Genomic DNA, 17,333 nt, shown 5'->3' with positions numbered 1-17,333 from the left:
ATGTGTTACATCTTATTATCGTTAATTTCTTTTGTAATCTTATTTATGTCTTTGTCTAATCGATCTAAATAGAAAAACCACAGTAAACTTATGAACACGTAATAGATGGCCATCACGCCAAGATTATCAGATATATTTTCGAATGTGGATTTAGTAGTGAAAAAAGCTCCCCAAATGATAGAAATAGTGAGGTAAGAAAGTGGGCCTACGAGGTGTACGAAAGCATATAGTACCTTTTTAACTTTTACAGCGTTCATATGAAAAACCTCCTTTTTCTAATCATACATTCAAGTTCTTCACAGAAGTGTTGTAGTTTTGCTGGATTATGTATTAACAAGCGTGCATCGTGTTTCCCGATAAATCTTCGAATCCGAAAGTTTAATAAGAAAGATCGACCATAACGCTCTATTAAATCGTTGAACGCTGGTTGTTCACTTAGTAGCTGAATGTTTTCTCTAATTTCGAACTGTCTTTCGTGTGGATCGCCTAGTAAAATATTTAGAATCATTTGTAGAAGTAGCAATGTAGATTTCCTCCTATGTTAGAATAATCTGTATATTATAATTATAACAAAACTATAAGGACAATAGTAGGATGAAACAAAAAACAGGAGTTTGTAGGCTCCTGTTTTTGTCGATACTATTTTAATAAGCGAAGCGCCTTCTCCGTATTAGCGAAATGCAGTTTCACAAACTCGGGTAATCGTTCTTTACCAAGCTTTTGAATTAATTTAGCAGCAGCGATATCAACTTGTTTACCAGCACCTTTCGGAAGTGGCATACCAGCTTTTTTACTTAGTTCGTCAAATTGTTTTACGAATGAGTAGCGAGCTAAAATAGAAGCAGCGGCTACTGCTAAATGGACGCTTTCACCTTTCGTAGCGAAATAAACATTTTCACGCTGTACCTGTTTTTGTTTTGCTAAATATTTATAGTATGTATCAGGTTGTGTGAATTGATCGATTAAGACGCCTTCAGGTTTTGTAGGTGCCATTTTCGCTAATAAGTTTGTAATAGCTTTATTATGTAGCAAGGCTTTTAACTTACCTTGGTTGTTGCCTTTATCAAATAGCTCGTTATATTTTTCATTATGAAGGACAAGAGAGCTGTAAGGAACAACGTGTAGAAGTTGTTTCGCAATGGCAGTAATTTGATCGTCATTTAAGTTTTTAGAGTCTTTTACACCAAGTTCTTTTAGTAGTGGAATTTGCTTCGCATCCACATATACAGCAACGACTGTCATCGGTCCAAAGAAATCTCCCGTACCAACTTCATCAGACCCTACAATAGACATTGTACTGATGGAAGTAGGCGGCGCATAACGATGGGAATCGACAGATTTTTTTACAGCTGTTTTCGGCGCGTGAGAGACAGTTTGCCAACGAGAAGCTTCTGCTTCAGCGCGGCCTCCTTGGAACATTACTTTTCCAGATTTATACGCTGTAATCGTGCAAGATGGCACCTTAGCCATAAAGATACCGCCTTGCGGAATTTTCGGGCTAAGTGAATGTTTATATTGTTGTTTCATGTCTTCAATTACTGTAGAATTTGTTTGAATTACGATAGAATTTGACATAATGGTCGCCCCTTTTTTTATATTGTTATTTTTATCATATCGGATTGTTCTTTCTGTTTCCATATTATGAAGGTTCATGGTATGATAAACTTTAGGATTCTGTACGTGATTGGAGGCCGGTGAGTTGTCACAACAAAAGGGAAAGAAAAGTCGAATTAATGTAGAAATCTATGGTCAGCAATATTCAGTTGTTGGCGATGAAAGTACAAGTCATATCCGCATGGTAGCAGCGATTGTGGATGATAAAATGCGCGAACTCAATGCCAAGAATCCTTCGCTTGACACGAGTAGACTAGCGGTATTGACGGCGGTAAACGTCATACACGATTACATAAAATTAAAAGAAGAACATGAGAAATTGAAAGAAAGTATGACAAAAAAAGGAATGGAATAACATGATTGATATTATTATCATTTTACTGCTTGTTATGGGATTTTTCCTCGGCTTACGCAGAGGGTTTATTCTGCAACTTGTAAAGTTAACAAGCTTTATTATCGCATACCTTGTTGCATACTGGTACTGTAAAGATTTAGCGCCAGCACTTGCGAAATTTATTCCGTATCCATTTGATAAAAACGTATCTGTTCCAGAATGGATTGATGCAAATAATATTGAGACAGTATTTTATCAAGCGCTTGCGTTTATCATATTGTTTATTATTACAAAAATGGCACTTTCATTACTTGGTAATTTGTTAAATATGTTTGCAGAAATACCGGTTTTAAAGCAAGTAAATGCGTTTGCGGGGGCAATCCTCGGATTTTTAGAAGTATATATTGTTTTGTTTGTCTTAATTATCATTGGAAACATTCTTCCGATTGAACAAGTACAAACACCATTACAAAAATCATCAATTAGCAAAATAATTGTAGACGATACACCGATTCTATCTGAAAAGGTGAAGGAACTATGGCAGACAGGTAGCAGAGTATAACTTCTCTTTTTTCGGAAAGAGAAGTTTTTTTCTATGAAAGAAAGGCGGGGTAATGATGAAAGTAAATAAAAAACAAGTTATCAAATTATTAGAGACAATCGGGCTTTTTATGGAACTAAAAGGCGCGAATCCATTTAAAATATCTGCATTTCGTAAAGCGGCAGCAGCATTAGAAAGTGACGATCGTAGTCTTTCTGAAATTGAAGATTTCACGAAGATTCCGGGCATTGGAAAAGGAACAGCAGCCGTTATTCAAGAATATATAGAATCGGGAACATCTGAAGTATTACAAGAACTTGAAAAAGAAGTACCAAGTAGCTTATTGCCGTTATTAAAACTACCAGGTCTTGGTGGTAAAAAGGTGGCTAAGTTATATAAAGAGCTAGGCGTTATTGATATGGAGACGTTAAAAGCTGCTTGTGAGGAAAATAAAGTACAAGCTTTAGCTGGTTTCGGTAAGAAGACAGAAGAGAAAATATTAGAAGCAATCGATCAAGTAGGCTCTCGTCCAGAGCGTTTACCAATTGCGATGGTATTGCCTATTGCCGGGGAAATAGAGGAGAAATTGTCGAATATTGCTGAAGTAATTCGTTTCTCTCGCGCTGGTAGTTTGCGCCGTGTTCGTGAAACAGTGAAAGATTTAGATTTTATCATTGCAACGACAGAACCAGCAGCGGTACGTGAGCATTTACTACAATTCGATAATATGATTGAGGTAATCGCAAGTGGGGATACGAAAGTTTCTGTTCGTCTTCAATATGAATATGATATTTCAATCGATTTCCGCTTAGTAAAACCAGAAGAGTTTATTACAACACTTCACCATTTCACAGGATCAAAAGACCATAACGTAAAAATGCGTCAAATCGCAAAAGATAAAGGCGAGAAAATTAGTGAGTACGGTGTAGAGAACTTAGAAACAGGTGAAGTGAAAACATTTGAGACTGAAGAAGACTTCTTTGCTCATTTCGGTCTGCCATTTATTCCGCCAGAAGTGCGTGAAGATGGAAAAGAAATTGAATTAATTAAAGAGTATCCGAACTTAATTCAGTTTTCCGATATACAAGGTGATTTACATATGCATACAACTTGGAGTGACGGTGCTTTTTCTATTGAAGAAATGGTACAAGCGTGCCGTGCTCGTGGATATAAGTTTATGGCGATTACTGATCACTCGCAATACTTAAAAGTAGCGAATGGTTTAACGAAAGAGCGTCTTCGTGAGCAAGCGAAAGAAATTGAACGTATGAATGAAAAGTATCCAGACATTACAATTTTACGCGGAATTGAAATGGACATTTTACCAGATGCCTCGCTTGATTTTGATGATGAAGTATTAGAAGAATTAGACTATGTCATTGGAGCGATTCACTCTAGCTTCTCACAAGACCGTGAAATGATCATGAAGCGTCTGCGTACTGCACTTGAGAATAAACATGTCACAATGATTGCTCATCCGACAGGACGTCTTCTCGGGCGCCGTGAGGGTTATGATGTAGATACAGATTTATTAATTGAACTCGCAAAAGAGACAAATACAGTTTTAGAATTAAATGCGAATCCGAACCGTCTAGATTTAAGCGCAAAATTATTAAAACAAGCACAAGATGCTGGTGTAAAAGTAGCGATTAATACAGATGCTCATACACTTGAAATGTTAGAAGATATGGAAATAGGTGTAGCAGCAGCACGTAAAGGTTGGATTCAAAAAGATAACGTGATTAACACATGGGATATTGAACGTTTATTAGACTATATTAAACGTAATAAGTAACGCAAGGGGGACCTGCAACATGTTAGAAAGAACGTTGCGTGTATTAGAATACAATAAAGTAAAAGAACAATTACTTGAACATACAGCCTCTTCACTTGGCCGTGACAAAGTGAAGCATTTAGTGCCGAGCACTGATTTTGAAGAAATTGTAGAAATGCAAGATACAACGGATGAAGCAGCGAAAGTTATTCGTTTAAAAGGTAGTGCACCATTAGGTGGTATTACGGATATTCGCTCAAATGTGAAGCGTGCAAAAATTGGGAGTATGTTAAGTCCAAATGAATTACTTGATATTGCGAATACGATGTATGGTAGTCGTAATATGAAACGTTTCATTGAAGATATGGCTGATAACGGTGTCGAGCTTCCGATTTTAGAAACTCACGTCGCTCAAATTGTATCTTTATATGATTTAGAAAAGAAAATTACAAATTGTATCGGTGACGGCGGTGAAGTAGTCGATAGCGCAAGTGATAAACTGCGTGGTATTCGTACTCAAATTCGTACTGCGGAAAGCCGTATTCGTGAAAAATTAGAAAATATGACGCGCTCTTCAAACGCGCAAAAGATGCTGTCTGACTCGATTGTAACGATTCGCAACGAACGTTACGTAATCCCAGTAAAACAAGAATACCGCGGCGTATATGGTGGTATTGTTCACGATCAATCAGCTTCTGGACAAACGTTATTTATTGAACCGCAAGTCATTGTAGAATTAAATAACGCACTGCAAGAAGCTCGTGTGAAAGAGAAACAAGAAGTCGAACGCATCTTATTGATGTTAACAGAAGAAGTGGCAGTAGAAGCCGATATCGTTTTATCAAACGTAGAAGTAGTTGCGAATCTTGATTTCATCTTTGCGAAAGCTTTCTATGCGAAGCGTATTAAAGCAACGAAACCAATCGTAAACAACGAGCGTTACATGGATTTAAGACAAGCGCGTCATCCACTTATTGATCCAGAAATTATTGTGCCAAATAACATTATGTTAGGGAAAGATTTCACGACAATTGTTATTACAGGACCGAATACAGGTGGTAAAACAGTTACGCTGAAAACAGTTGGTATTTGTGTGTTAATGGCGCAATCTGGTCTTCACATTCCAGTAATGGATGAGTCAGAGATTTGTGTATTCAAAAATATCTTTGCTGATATCGGTGATGAGCAATCGATTGAACAAAGTTTAAGTACGTTCTCCTCACATATGGTGAACATCGTTGATATTTTAGAAAAAGCTGATTTTGAAAGTTTAGTTTTATTCGATGAATTAGGTGCTGGAACAGACCCGCAAGAAGGTGCTGCACTAGCAATTTCGATTTTAGATGAAGTTTGTAATCGCGGTGCTCGCGTCGTTGCAACGACGCATTACCCAGAATTAAAAGCATACGGATATAACCGTGAGCAAGTTATTAATGCGAGTGTTGAGTTTGATGTGAACACGTTAAGCCCAACGTATAAATTATTAATCGGTGTACCAGGACGTAGTAATGCCTTTGAAATTTCGAAACGTCTTGGATTATCTGATCGCGTCATTGAGCAAGCACGCAATCACATTAGTACAGATACAAATAAAATTGAAAATATGATTGCGAAGTTAGAAGAAAGTCAGAAGAACGCAGAGCGTGACTGGAACGAAGCAGAAGCGCTTCGCAAACAATCTGAAAAACTGCATCGTGAATTACAACGTCAAATTATTGAATTTAACGAAGATCGCGACGAACGATTATTAAAAGCCCAAAAAGAAGGGGAAGAAAAAGTCGAAGCTGCAAAGAAAGAAGCAGAAGGCATTATTCAAGAACTTCGTCAATTGCGTAAAGCACAGCTTGCAAACGTGAAAGACCACGAGTTAATTGAAGCGAAGAGCCGTCTAGAAGGCGCAGCACCAGAGCTTGTTAAGAAACAAAAAGTAAACGTGAAAAACACTGCGCCGAAACAACAGTTACGTGCAGGTGATGAAGTAAAAGTATTAACGTTCGGTCAAAAAGGTCAATTACTTGAAAAAGTAAGCGATACTGAGTGGAGCGTACAAATCGGTATTCTGAAGATGAAAGTAAAAGAATCTAACATGGAATACATTAACACACCGAAGCAAACAGAGAAAAAAGCAGTTGCAACGGTAAAAGGTAGAGACTATCACGTTTCATTAGAACTTGACCTTCGTGGTGAGCGATTTGAAAATGCAATGGCGCGCGTTGAGAAATACTTAGACGATGCCCAGCTTGCAAGCTATCCTCGCGTATCAATTATTCACGGTAAAGGGACAGGAGCACTTCGCCAAGGTGTACAAGATTACTTGAAGAAGCATCGCGGTGTAAAAACCTTCCGTTACGGTGACATGGGCGAGGGAGGCCTAGGCGTAACAGTTGTCGAATTAAAATAGAAAACAACGAAACAAAGGGGAAACCATTATATGTTTATGGACAAACTTGCAAAAGTATTGTTAGCTTGTTGCGGAATATTTTTGGTGATTGGGGTTATTTATTTAGTTGTTTTTGCGAAGTGAAAAAGCGTCAATCGTGGCAGAATGATATTGCCATAGATTGACGCTTTTAATATATGTGAAAAGGAATAGAACATGAAAATCAACCAATACATAAGCGAAGCAAAATCATGCTCCAGACGTGAAACAGATCGCCTCATTAAAGCTGGACGCGTGGCTATTAATGGTGAAATATGTACGCACGGTGCACTCGTGAGCGATGGTGATATGGTAACGATTGATGGGCAAGTTATTGTAAAAGAAGAGAAAGAAAAGGTGTACATCGCCTTTCATAAACCAGTCGGGATTACTTGTACAGCAGCCGATCATATTGAAGATAATATTATTGATTATATCAATTACCCAGAGCGAATCTTTCCAGTTGGACGATTAGATAAAGCATCGGAAGGACTTATTTTATTAACGAATGACGGCGGGATTGCGAATCAAATTTTACATGGTGATCATGAGCACGAGAAAGAATATGTTGTCACAGTCGATAAACCTTTTACGGACTGGTTTATTAATGAGATGTCCAGCGGTGTAAAGATTAAAGATGGAATGACGAAGCCGTGCAAAGTGACAAGAGTCGATCAATCAACATTTCGTATCGTTTTAACGCAAGGAATGAACAGGCAAATTCGTAGAATGAGTCGTGCTTTCGGATTTACTGTAATAAAGCTAAAGCGAGTACGCATTATGAATATAGAGCTAAATGAGCTTGAAGTTGGAAAGTGGCGGAGCGTTACAGCTGAAGAGTTAGAAATTTTAATAGGGCAGTTATAGGGAGGAAAAATTTTCTCCCTATATTTTTTTGTCAGAAAAAATAAAACTATTGATTTTTTAAAAAATAGCCCATATAATAAAAAACAACAAGTTTCGACAAGATATTTTATAAAAGTAATGATGAGGACATGAGTTGTATTTTACGATTCTCAGAGAGGGAAGCCTTAGGCTGTGAGCTTCCTAATACGAAAAGACAAGCTTACCACCTCTAAACTTCAAGAGTGAACTGCATACATGATGCATTGTAATTCTTGGCGGATAAAACCGTTATCAATTTACACGAGCTATAAAATGAGCTTATTTCGTTATGAATTCATTTTATTAGAATAAGGGTGGAACCACGATTTCAACACTCGTCCCTTTGTTAGGGACGAGTGTTTTTTGCGTTCTTTTACGGGGAAGTATGCTTGAAAGAGGATATGTGACGGATTTTAATTCAGAATATTTTGTTAATTTATTATTTTAGGAGGTTAGTAGAAATGAAATCATCTTTAAAGTTTTCGGAGATGTTTGCAATAAGTTTAATGTTATTTGCACTGTTTTTTGGTGCAGGTAATATGATTTTTCCACCAGCGTTAGGGCAAGGTGCTGGAACGGACGTATGGATCGCGCTGTTTGGTTTTATCGTAACAGGCGTTGGACTACCTTTATTAGGAGTAATTGTTATAGCTTTAAAGGGAGATATTAATGAGCTAGCAGGACGTGTACATCCTATATTCGCACTTGTTTTTATCACTGCAATTTATTTATGTTTAGGCGTATTCGTAAGTGTACCGCGTACAGGAACAGTAGCTTATGAGATGAGTGTTGCACCGTTTTTACCAAGTGAGATAGCTGGTCAGTCATATCCACTTGTTATCTTTACACTTATTTTCTTTGCAGTCACTTTCTATTTAGCTTTAAATCCTTCGAAATTAGTGGGTCGTATTGGTAAGGTGCTAACTCCAATATTATTAGCTGTTATTGCAATTATCGTAGGTAAAGCACTTATTACACCAATTGGAGAATTTGGTGCACCGACAGAAGCGTATAGTGCTCCTCTCTTTAAAGGATTTATTGATGGATATTTAACTTTAGATGGACTTGCAGCACTGGTATTCGGAAATGTTGTAATTCATGCGTTAAAAGAAAAAGGAATTACAAATAAAAACAGTATTGCAAAAGTAACAATCTTTGCAGGATTTATTGCAGCGCTTGGTCTACTACTTGTGTATTTAGCACTTGCTTATCTTGGAGCTTCTAGTGTGTCACTTGGAATGGGCGCAAACGGAGGAATTATTTTAACAAATGTCGTGAATCATTTATTTGGTAGCTACGGAACTTTATTACTAGGGATCGCAATTACAGCAGCATGTTTAACAACTTCTGTAGGTATTGTTGCAGCTTGTGGTGATTACTTCTCTTCCTTATTACCAAAGCTTTCTTATCAAAAAGTCGTTTTCATTTTCTGTGTATTAGCATTTATGGTAGCAAACCTTGGGTTAACTCAGTTAAATGCATTAGCATTACCAATCTTAATCGCAATTTATCCAATTGGAATCGTACTTATCGTATTATCACTTGTTGAAAACTACGTTCGTCTTCCATTAGCGATGTATGTGGGCGGGATTGTAGGAGCATTTGCAATAAGTTTCTTTGATGGATTACACAATGCAAACCTTCAAATTGCAGCGCTAGCACCTATTTTAGATAAGATTCCATTATATAGTGTAGGAATTGGTTGGTTAGTTCCAGGCATAATCGGTATAGGATTTGGTTATATAGTTTCTAAGTTTCAAAAGCAGGAAATTGCTGTAGAAAAATAGAGAAAAGAGGCTTTCTATTATAGAAAGTCTCTTTTTTTGTAAAAAAAGCCGCATATAGAGAAATTCAGATATTAAAAATTTTATACGTAATATAGTTGACAAAAAATTTATGAGTAGGCTAAGATTGACGTAGTTGTGGAAATATTGGAAGGGAAGTGAGGGAAAAGGGGTTTCTATAACTATAGTGTTGTTGTGGGAAGAGGTGAAAGAAGAGGAGAAGAGATAGTTTATTTTTTTTGATTTGCATTGAGAATGATAATCAATAAATGCGTTTTATCATTTTTTCTCAGTTTCTATGCCTTCGTATAAGGAATAGGGTGAGATATTATTTTTAATATTCAATGAGAATGATAATCAATAATACTTATGTTACATAAAAGAATGCTAATTAAATAATAGGTAGAAGAGATTATTTTTTTTCTTATAAATTGAGAATAATTATCATTTTCAAAAAGTGAAGTGAAAGATAACCAAGGAGGAAACAAGAAAAATGAAAAAGGTTTCTGTATTACCCGCTTTTATTATAACGTTCGTATGTATGCTAGCTTTTCTTGTAATGCCATACGGGAATGCTTCAGCAAAACTAGCTGATGGTACTTACGATATTAATTACGTAATTCAAAAAGCGGAAAATGATTCAGCTTCAATGGCAAATGACTATTTTGAAAAGCCGGCAAAATTAATAGTGAAAAACGGTGAGATGAGAGTACAAGTTCCGATGAATCATAGTGCTTGGATTACAGAATTTAAAGCACCAGAGAATGGGAATTTTGTTGATGCGAAAGTTGTTAGTAAAGATGAATCGGCAGATAAAAGAACAGTAGAGTTTAAAGTAGATGATTTATCCAAACCGGCAGCTGTAAAAATTCATGTTGTTGTACCAAATGCAAACTATGACCACCACTACACAATTCGTTTTGCTTTTGATGCAAATGTAAAAGCTGTAGGTGGCGATAACGGCGTAGCTGCTACAACAAAAAATAATGATCAAGCGAAAACAGATACACAAGTAAAAGAAGAGAAAACAAAAGTAGAGAGTAAGGAAACAGCTAAAGAAGTGAACAAAGAAACAAAAAATGAAAATGGAAAAGCTGAAAAAACAGATAACCCAAAAACAGGCGATGAAGCACGTATTGGATTGTTTGTAGCGTTAATTCTTATTTCAGGTGCTTTCTTAATTCGTAAAGTGAAGTTGAGTAAATAAATCTTTTGAAGGGTGATGAATATATGTTTAAACAATTTAAAATGATTATTGCTGTATTTGCTGTTTTATTTACGTTTATCGCAACACTAGGTTTACAAGATGCAAAGGCTGCTACAAAACTAGCTGATGGAAAATATAATATTGCTTTTACTGTATGGAAAGGCGATAAAGATGAATCGTCTAGAATGAATAGTTATTTTGAAAGCCCAGCAACATTAACAGTTAAAAATGGAAAACAATATGTTTCATTTAAAGTGAAAGATAGTGCTTCTATTAAAAGTTTCCAAGTAGAAAAAGATGGTCAATTTGTAGAAACAAACGTGTTAAGTGAAAACAAAAAAGATAATACTAGAGTAGTAGAATTTGAAGTTGCTGACTTGTCAAAAAAACTAAATGGAAAGGTGAAAATTAATATTCCAATTATTAATTATAATGCTTCATATGATATTCGCTTTGTATTTGATGGGAGCAGTATTAAATAATTTTCAAAAGGGAGAGTCGTTCCATTGAACAGGTATACAAAAATTATTGTTGCTATGTTTTTAATGATATTTACATTCGTATCAACATTACAACCACTTGCAGTTCAAGCAGCTACCAAGTTGGCTGACGGTGAATATTCAATTGGGTTCAAAGTTTTAAAAGATACATCAGATGAAGAATCGATGATGAATCAATATTCAGTAAGCCCAGGGACTTTAAAAGTGAAGGATGGGAAAAAGAAAGTATCCTTTACATTAACGAATAGTTCATGGATTACGAAGTTTGAAACAGAAAAAGCAGGTAAGCTAGTTGCGACAAATATAATTAGTGAAGATAAAGAAAAAGATACAAGAGTAGTAGAATTTGATGTAGAAGATGTAGAGAAGGTATTAAATGCAAAAGTAAAAGTAGATATTGATTTTTTAAATTATCATCATGAGTACGACGTTCGTATTGCATTTGATCAAAATAGTATTACACCAATTCATGTGGAACAACCAAATGAAAAAGAGGACCCAGCTAATAAGCCAGATCCAAATGAAAAACCGGATCCAAGTCAGAAGCCTGACCAAAAGCCTGACCCAGATCAACAACCAAATTCTAACACAATTAAAGATGGAGAGTACAGCATTCCATTTAAAGTGTTAAAAAATCAAACAGATGAAGAATCTAAGATGAATACTTACATGGTAAATCCAGGAGTATTAAAAGTAGAAAATGGTAAGAAAAAAGCAATTGTAACATTAAAAAGTAGTTCATTAATTAAAAATTTCCAAACGGAAAAAGATGGTGCATTTGTTGATGCAAAAGTAGTGAGTGAGGATAAGGAAAAAGATACAAGAGTAGTAGAGTTTGAAGTAAACGATTTATCTAAAAAACTAAATACAAAAGTATTTATCGAAATGGCATCAAGAAATTATAAGCAAACGCATGATGTACAACTTTTATTTGAACAAGATAAACTTGAACAAATTAAAAATGAAGAGAAACAACCGGAAGCAGAAAAACCAGAAGTAGAAAAACCGGAAGCAGAAAAACCAGATGAAAATAAAAAACCAGATGCTGAAACAATTAAAGATGGTGAATACAGCATCAATTTCAAAGCATTAAAAGATCAAACAGACGAAATTTCAATGATGAACACATATACAAAAAGTCCAGGTGTGCTAAAAGTAAAAGATGGTAAGAAGTATGTATCATTTACGTTAACGAACAGTTCTTGGATTACAAAATTTGAATTTGAGAAAAATGGTTCGTTTGTTGATGCACATGTAATAAGTGAAGATAAAAAAGCTGATACACGCGTAGTGGAAGTAGAAGTACCAGATTTATCAAAAAAGTTAAATGCAAAAGTAAAAGTAGATATCGATTCAATGAATTATCACCATTTTTACGATATTCAATTTGCATTTGATAAAGGTAGCATTAAGCCGTTAGATAGCCAAGGCGGAAACAACAACCAAGGCGGAAACAACAACCAAGGCGGAAACGACAACCAAGGCGGAAACGACAACCAAGGCGGAAACGACAACCAAGGTGAAAACGACAACCAAGGTGGAAACAACAACCAAGATGAAAATAATAAACCGAGAGTAATAGTTGATCCGGAAAATTTAGTAGATGGCCAATATGATATTACATTTAAAGTATTAAAAGATAAAACAGATGAGATTTCAAAGATGAATGACTATGTTGTAAATCCAGCGAAATTAATCGTAAAAGATGGTAAAAAATATATTGAGATGACGCTGAAAAATAGTGCGTGGATTACGAAATTCCAAGCGGAAAACAATGAACTATTCGCTGATGCGAAAGTAGTAAGCGAAGATAAAAATGCAAATACGCGAGTAGTACAGTTTGAAGTAGAAGATCTATTTAAAAAATTAAACGCAAAAGTAAAGGTAGACATCGATGAGATGAACTACCATCATTTCTACGATGTACAAATTCAATTTGATACAAATAATATCGGCGCGTTAGGAACTATTAAAGAGGAACCGAAAAATGAACCGAAAAATCCAGTGACTACACCGAAAGTAGATAATGTAAAAACAGTAGGTACTCCTGATTTTAACCGAAATGCAGATGGTCAGAAGAAAAAAGAAGATACAAAAAATGATTCAAAAAAAGAGAAAAACTCAAAAACTGCAGATACAGCACAACTTGGTTTATACATGGTGTTACTGCTAGGTTCACTTGCTTTACTAGTTCGTAAATATAGAGCAGGTAGATTGTAATTTTTGGAGTCTTGATGCATGTTCGCGTGCATCAAGACTTGTTTCATATTGTATGGAAAGGAGTGGTGATTGAGAGTGAAGAAAATTGCAAGTGTACTAATGGCTATCATTTTGTTAATGGGTATAGCCGGGTGCTCATCACCAAAAAAAGAATCAGCAAAGCAGGTAAAGAGTGAAAGTAAAGAGCACGTTGTTGCAACAACAGTGGCTGTTACTGAAATTATGGATGCGTTAGAAGTAGATTTAGTCGGCGTTCCAACAAGTTCTAAAACTTTACCGAAGCGATATAAAGGTTTACCTGAAGTTGGGAATCCAATGAGTCCAGATATGGAAAAGGTAAAGTCATTAAAGCCTTCAGAAGTGTTATCTGTGACAACACTTGAATATGAATTAAAGCCAGTTTTTGATGGTGTGGGTATGAAAGCAAACTTTTTAGATTTAACGAGTTTGAAAAATATGCAAAGTTCTATTAGCGATTTAGGTAAGAAATATGGGCGTGAAAAACAGGCCGAAGCAGTAGTAACTAAATTAGATAAAAAGGTTGCTAGCATTCAAAAAGAAGTAAAAGGAAAGAAAGAACCGACAGTGCTTATTTTATTAGGTGTGCCGGGAAGTTATTTAGTAGCAACAGAGCATTCTTATATTGGAGATTTAGTGAAACAACTAGGTGGTAAAAATATTGTGCAAGGTGAACAAGTAGAATATTTAGCTTCTAATACAGAGTATTTAAAGAAAGCTGATCCAGATATTATTTTACGAGCAGCTCATGGTATGCCTGATGAAGTTGTAAAAATGTTTGATAAAGAATTTAAAACAAATGATATTTGGAAACACTTTGCTGCGGTTAAAAATAACCGTGTTTACGATTTAGAAGAGCGTTTATTTGGAACGACAGGTAATTTAGCAGCAATTGAAGCATTAGATGAATTGAAAAAAATGATGTATCCGTGATGCATTTTAATATAAAGGAAGAGTAGAATGAATAAAAAAACTTGGAGTTTCCTCATTGTTACTGCATTGCTTATTGTTATGACATCATTGTCAGCGATGAAAGGTAGTTTAGAAGTAGGTATTGTTGAACTTGTACAAGGGATATTTACAGGTGGAAATGAAGATGTTGAAGTCATTAAAGATTTACGTTTTCCGCGTATTATTATTGCGTTGTTCACTGGAGCGGCTCTCGCTGTTTCAGGTGTGCTTTTTCAAGCTGTTATGAAAAATCCACTCGCTGATGCTGGGGTAATCGGTATATCTTCAGGAGCAAGTTTTATGACACTCGTTATTATTACGTTGTTCCCGCAATTCTTTTTCTGGACACCCGTATTCGCCTTTTTAGGTGGTGCGCTTGCATGTTATCTCGTTTATTCGTTTTCATGGAAATCAGGATTAAGCCCGCTTCGCATTATTTTAATTGGTATTGCCATTAATGCAATGTTTACTGGATTAAATGAATCATTCGTTACGATTTGTGGATATTTTATTAAGAGTATTAAGCAAACGACGACTTCTAACATAACAATGAAGACGTGGGGCGATGTAGAAATAATGGTGACTTATGGAACGATTGGTCTTATTCTTGCTCTGTTCGTAGGAGCTTGGTGTAACTTATTATCGCTACAAGATAAGACTGCGAAAAACTTAGGCTTGCACGTGACGAGAGTTCGTCTTATTATTTCTGCCATTGCAGTACTCTTAGCGGCAGTATCAACAGCGATTGTAGGTGTTATTGCTTTTGTAGGATTACTAGTTCCGCATATTTCAAGACAATTAGTCGGTTCAGACCATAAAGTATTAATTCCATTTTCTGCTCTTGCAGGGGCGTTATTAATTTTGACGGCAGATACGATTGGAAGGTTAATTGTGCCACCTAACGAAATTCCAGCAGCAACAATTATGGCGGTTATTGGTGGTCCATTCTTAATATTCTTGCTTGGAAAGAGTGATAAAGTTCATGGAAATTAAAAATGTAACCTTTTCATACGATAACGTAACAAATCGATTAAAGTCTGTTAGTAGTGAAATAGAAATTGGGAAAATTACAACAATCATTGGACCGAATGGATGTGGGAAATCAACATTACTTAGTGTCATGTCTAGAAACCACGCTCCTAGCAGTGGAGAAGTAATACTTGATGGGAAAGCGATTAGTGAATATAAACCGAAAGAGTTTGCTAGAAAACTAGCGGTTGTCCATCAACAAAATGAGGCTCCAGCAGATATTACAGTGGAAAAGCTAATAAGCTTCGGGCGTATGCCATATAAAAATATATTCTCTCCGCAAACAGATGAAGATAGAGAAGCGATTGAGCGTGCGCTAGTATGTACGAATTTACAAAGTAAGCGTGATAAGCCAATTTATGATTTATCTGGTGGAGAGAGGCAGCGAGTTTGGATCGCAATGACATTAGCTCAAAATACACCAATGCTCTTCTTAGATGAGCCGACCACATATTTAGATATTTACTATCAGCTAGAAATATTAGAGTTAGTGAAAGAGTTAAATGAAGTGCATGGACTAACGATTGTAATGGTATTACATGATATTAATCAAGCCATTCGTTATAGCGACCATATTATCGTTATGAAAGATGGAGAAATCATTACGAAAGGTAATCCTAATGATGTAATAACAGAAGAAATGATTAAAGCAATATATGGTGTAGATGTCATTGTAAAGCAGGATGAAGATACCGGATTGTACATGGTACCTATGGGAATCTAAAGGCTGAGCATAATCCGTTTTGAGGTGATAATTTGAATAGTAAGAAAGGACGGAAAAAGAATTCTTTTTTTCAACGCATACTTACAATTGTGTTTTTAGGAATCTTTTTCTATTCAATGTATGAGTTGGGCGGGATTTTCATGGATTATTATGAAAATCGTAAAGTAATGGCTGAGGCACAACATATTTATAAAAGAAGTCCAATGGAAGAAAAATCAGAAGATGGAGAGGTACGTAAACAGTTTCAGGATCTCCAGAAAATTAATCCAGAGATAGTCGGATGGATTACGATGGATGATACACAAATTAATTATCCAATCGTTCAAGCAAAAGATAATGATTACTATTTATTTCGTAATTATAAAGGTGAAGATATGAGAGCGGGAAGCATTTTTATGGACCATCGTAATGATGTGAAATCTCAAAATCGAAATACGATTTTATATGGCCATCGTATGAAAGACGGTTCTATGTTTGGTAGTTTAAAAAAGATGTTGGATGAAGACTTTTTTATGTCTCATCGTAAATTATATTACGATACATTATTTGAAGGATACGACGTGGAAGTTTTTTCAGTATACACGACAACAACGGACTTTTATTACATTGAAACGGATTTTGAAAATGATGCAGCATATACATCGTTCTTAAAGGAAATTCAAGAAAAATCACTGTACAAAACGGATACGGAATTGACGGCTAATGATGAAATCGTAACACTTTCTACTTGTGACTATGCGCTTGATCCAGAGGCTGGAAGGCTAGTTGTACACGCAAAATTAATAAAAAGAAATTAAAGAAAAAAGTATAGAATATGAGAAGTGATAGATAACGCTTCTCATATTCTATACTTTAAAAAAGGACTGTTTTTACTGTGCTGCAGCCATTGGCATACGTACAACTTTTACATCATAGTAAGCAATTTTATTATCAAGAATATATTCTGGCATTCCGCCTTGATGTGAGTGAGCATCTTTAAATGCAGCGCTCTTTGTCCAACCTTGGAAATCTTCTTTTGCATTCCAGCGAGTGCTAATTGTTACTTCATCATAATCAACTGTATTTTGCGTTAAAAGAACTTCTAGACCTAAAAAGCCTGGCATCGTTTCAACTTTACCTACTTTATTAAAACGCTCAATTAATTTATGTCCATTTCCCTTTGTAATTTTAGCTGTATTTGTAACGATAATCATGTTTATTCCTCCTATAAATATAGCCTTTATTTTCGAGAACTCATATACATTAAATGATAATGAAAATCATTATCATTGTCAATGCTAAATGTGAAATATAAAAGTTTTTTATATTATATTGGACAGTAAGATTTCCAGTT

At 35.6% G+C, this 17,333-nt stretch carries 17 protein-coding genes and 1 other annotated feature; of the genes, 13 read left to right on the top strand and 4 right to left on the bottom strand.

Going from position 1 to position 17,333, the window contains the following annotated elements:
* Window positions 1–5 precede the first annotated feature (5 nt).
* The 3 genes from DN407_RS22505 to rnhC all read right to left on the bottom strand — a co-directional run bounded on the left by DN407_RS22505 (window position 6) and on the right by rnhC (window position 1,575).
* On the bottom strand, window positions 6–257 hold the full coding sequence (locus tag DN407_RS22505) for a hypothetical protein (RefSeq protein WP_000994758.1): 252 nt from the start codon (window positions 255–257) through the stop codon (window positions 6–8).
* A complete protein-coding gene (locus tag DN407_RS22500; RefSeq protein WP_000925537.1) occupies window positions 254–523 on the bottom strand; it encodes a hypothetical protein in 270 nt (89 codons plus the stop codon). Before DN407_RS22500 ends, DN407_RS22505 begins: the two co-directional genes overlap by 4 nt.
* 116 nt (window positions 524–639) lie before the next feature.
* On the bottom strand, window positions 640–1,575 hold the full coding sequence (gene rnhC, locus DN407_RS22495; RefSeq protein WP_000071570.1) for a ribonuclease HIII: 936 nt from the start codon (window positions 1,573–1,575) through the stop codon (window positions 640–642).
* A gap of 124 nt (window positions 1,576–1,699) precedes the next feature.
* On the opposite strand from rnhC, the gene zapA reads away from it, so the two are divergent.
* The 13 genes from zapA (at window position 1,700) to srtB (ending at window position 16,797) form a co-directional block, all read left to right on the top strand.
* Window positions 1,700–1,969, top strand: coding sequence for a cell division protein ZapA (gene zapA / locus DN407_RS22490; protein WP_000082701.1), 270 nt, complete (start codon window positions 1,700–1,702; stop codon window positions 1,967–1,969).
* Between the two features lies 1 nt (window position 1,970).
* Window positions 1,971–2,510 (top strand): CvpA family protein, encoded by a 540-nt coding sequence (locus DN407_RS22485; protein WP_149216642.1) that lies wholly within the window; start codon window positions 1,971–1,973, stop codon window positions 2,508–2,510.
* Between the two features lie 55 nt (window positions 2,511–2,565).
* Window positions 2,566–4,284, top strand: coding sequence for a DNA polymerase/3'-5' exonuclease PolX (polX, locus tag DN407_RS22480; RefSeq protein ID WP_098481145.1), 1,719 nt, complete (start codon window positions 2,566–2,568; stop codon window positions 4,282–4,284).
* Window positions 4,285–4,303: 19 nt separating this feature from the next.
* A complete protein-coding gene (locus DN407_RS22475; protein ID WP_098481144.1) occupies window positions 4,304–6,664 on the top strand; it encodes an endonuclease MutS2 in 2,361 nt (786 codons plus the stop codon).
* 195 nt (window positions 6,665–6,859) lie between these two features.
* Window positions 6,860–7,549 (top strand): 23S rRNA pseudouridine(2604) synthase RluF, encoded by a 690-nt coding sequence (locus tag DN407_RS22470; protein WP_098286540.1) that lies wholly within the window; start codon window positions 6,860–6,862, stop codon window positions 7,547–7,549.
* 108 nt (window positions 7,550–7,657) lie between these two features.
* Window positions 7,658–7,913: a binding site (T-box leader), on the top strand.
* A 115-nt stretch (window positions 7,914–8,028) separates the two neighbouring features.
* Window positions 8,029–9,354 carry a branched-chain amino acid transport system II carrier protein BrnQ6 gene (gene brnQ6, locus DN407_RS22465; RefSeq protein ID WP_000842650.1) on the top strand — a complete coding sequence of 442 codons (1,326 nt, stop codon included), beginning with the start codon at window positions 8,029–8,031 and terminating at the stop codon, window positions 9,352–9,354.
* A gap of 490 nt (window positions 9,355–9,844) precedes the next feature.
* Window positions 9,845–10,558, top strand: a complete 714-nt coding sequence (gene isdC / locus DN407_RS22460; RefSeq protein WP_000757952.1) for a heme uptake protein IsdC — start codon at window positions 9,845–9,847, stop codon at window positions 10,556–10,558.
* A 23-nt stretch (window positions 10,559–10,581) separates the two neighbouring features.
* Entirely contained in the window at window positions 10,582–11,040 is a 459-nt protein-coding gene (locus DN407_RS22455) for an NEAT domain-containing protein (protein ID WP_000476163.1), read from the top strand.
* A 24-nt stretch (window positions 11,041–11,064) separates the two neighbouring features.
* On the top strand, window positions 11,065–13,278 hold the full coding sequence (locus tag DN407_RS22450; RefSeq protein ID WP_149216641.1) for an NEAT domain-containing protein: 2,214 nt from the start codon (window positions 11,065–11,067) through the stop codon (window positions 13,276–13,278).
* A 69-nt stretch (window positions 13,279–13,347) separates the two neighbouring features.
* The gene (gene isdE, locus DN407_RS22445; protein ID WP_002101379.1) at window positions 13,348–14,229 is read left to right on the top strand and encodes a heme ABC transporter substrate-binding protein IsdE; all 882 of its coding nucleotides are present in this window, start codon (window positions 13,348–13,350) and stop codon (window positions 14,227–14,229) included.
* Window positions 14,230–14,256: 27 nt separating this feature from the next.
* Entirely contained in the window at window positions 14,257–15,240 is a 984-nt protein-coding gene (locus tag DN407_RS22440) for a FecCD family ABC transporter permease (protein WP_097796817.1), read from the top strand.
* On the top strand, window positions 15,230–16,000 hold the full coding sequence (locus DN407_RS22435) for an ABC transporter ATP-binding protein (RefSeq protein WP_149216640.1): 771 nt from the start codon (window positions 15,230–15,232) through the stop codon (window positions 15,998–16,000). Before DN407_RS22440 ends, DN407_RS22435 begins: the two co-directional genes overlap by 11 nt.
* A gap of 32 nt (window positions 16,001–16,032) precedes the next feature.
* Window positions 16,033–16,797, top strand: coding sequence for a class B sortase (gene srtB, locus DN407_RS22430; protein WP_001086121.1), 765 nt, complete (start codon window positions 16,033–16,035; stop codon window positions 16,795–16,797).
* Window positions 16,798–16,869: 72 nt separating this feature from the next.
* Here the strand turns inward: srtB and isdG are convergent, their stop codons facing one another.
* A complete protein-coding gene (gene isdG / locus DN407_RS22425; RefSeq protein WP_000587818.1) occupies window positions 16,870–17,193 on the bottom strand; it encodes a heme oxygenase in 324 nt (107 codons plus the stop codon).
* Between the last annotated feature and the right edge of the window lie 140 nt (window positions 17,194–17,333).

The sequence above is a fragment of the Bacillus sp. JAS24-2 genome (assembly GCF_008274905.1).
In the GTDB taxonomy this organism is placed as follows: Bacteria; Bacillota; Bacilli; order Bacillales; family Bacillaceae_G; genus Bacillus_A; species Bacillus_A cereus.
The sequence above is the reverse complement of the archived record's forward strand: the minus strand, read 5'-3'. Positions and strand labels throughout refer to the sequence as shown.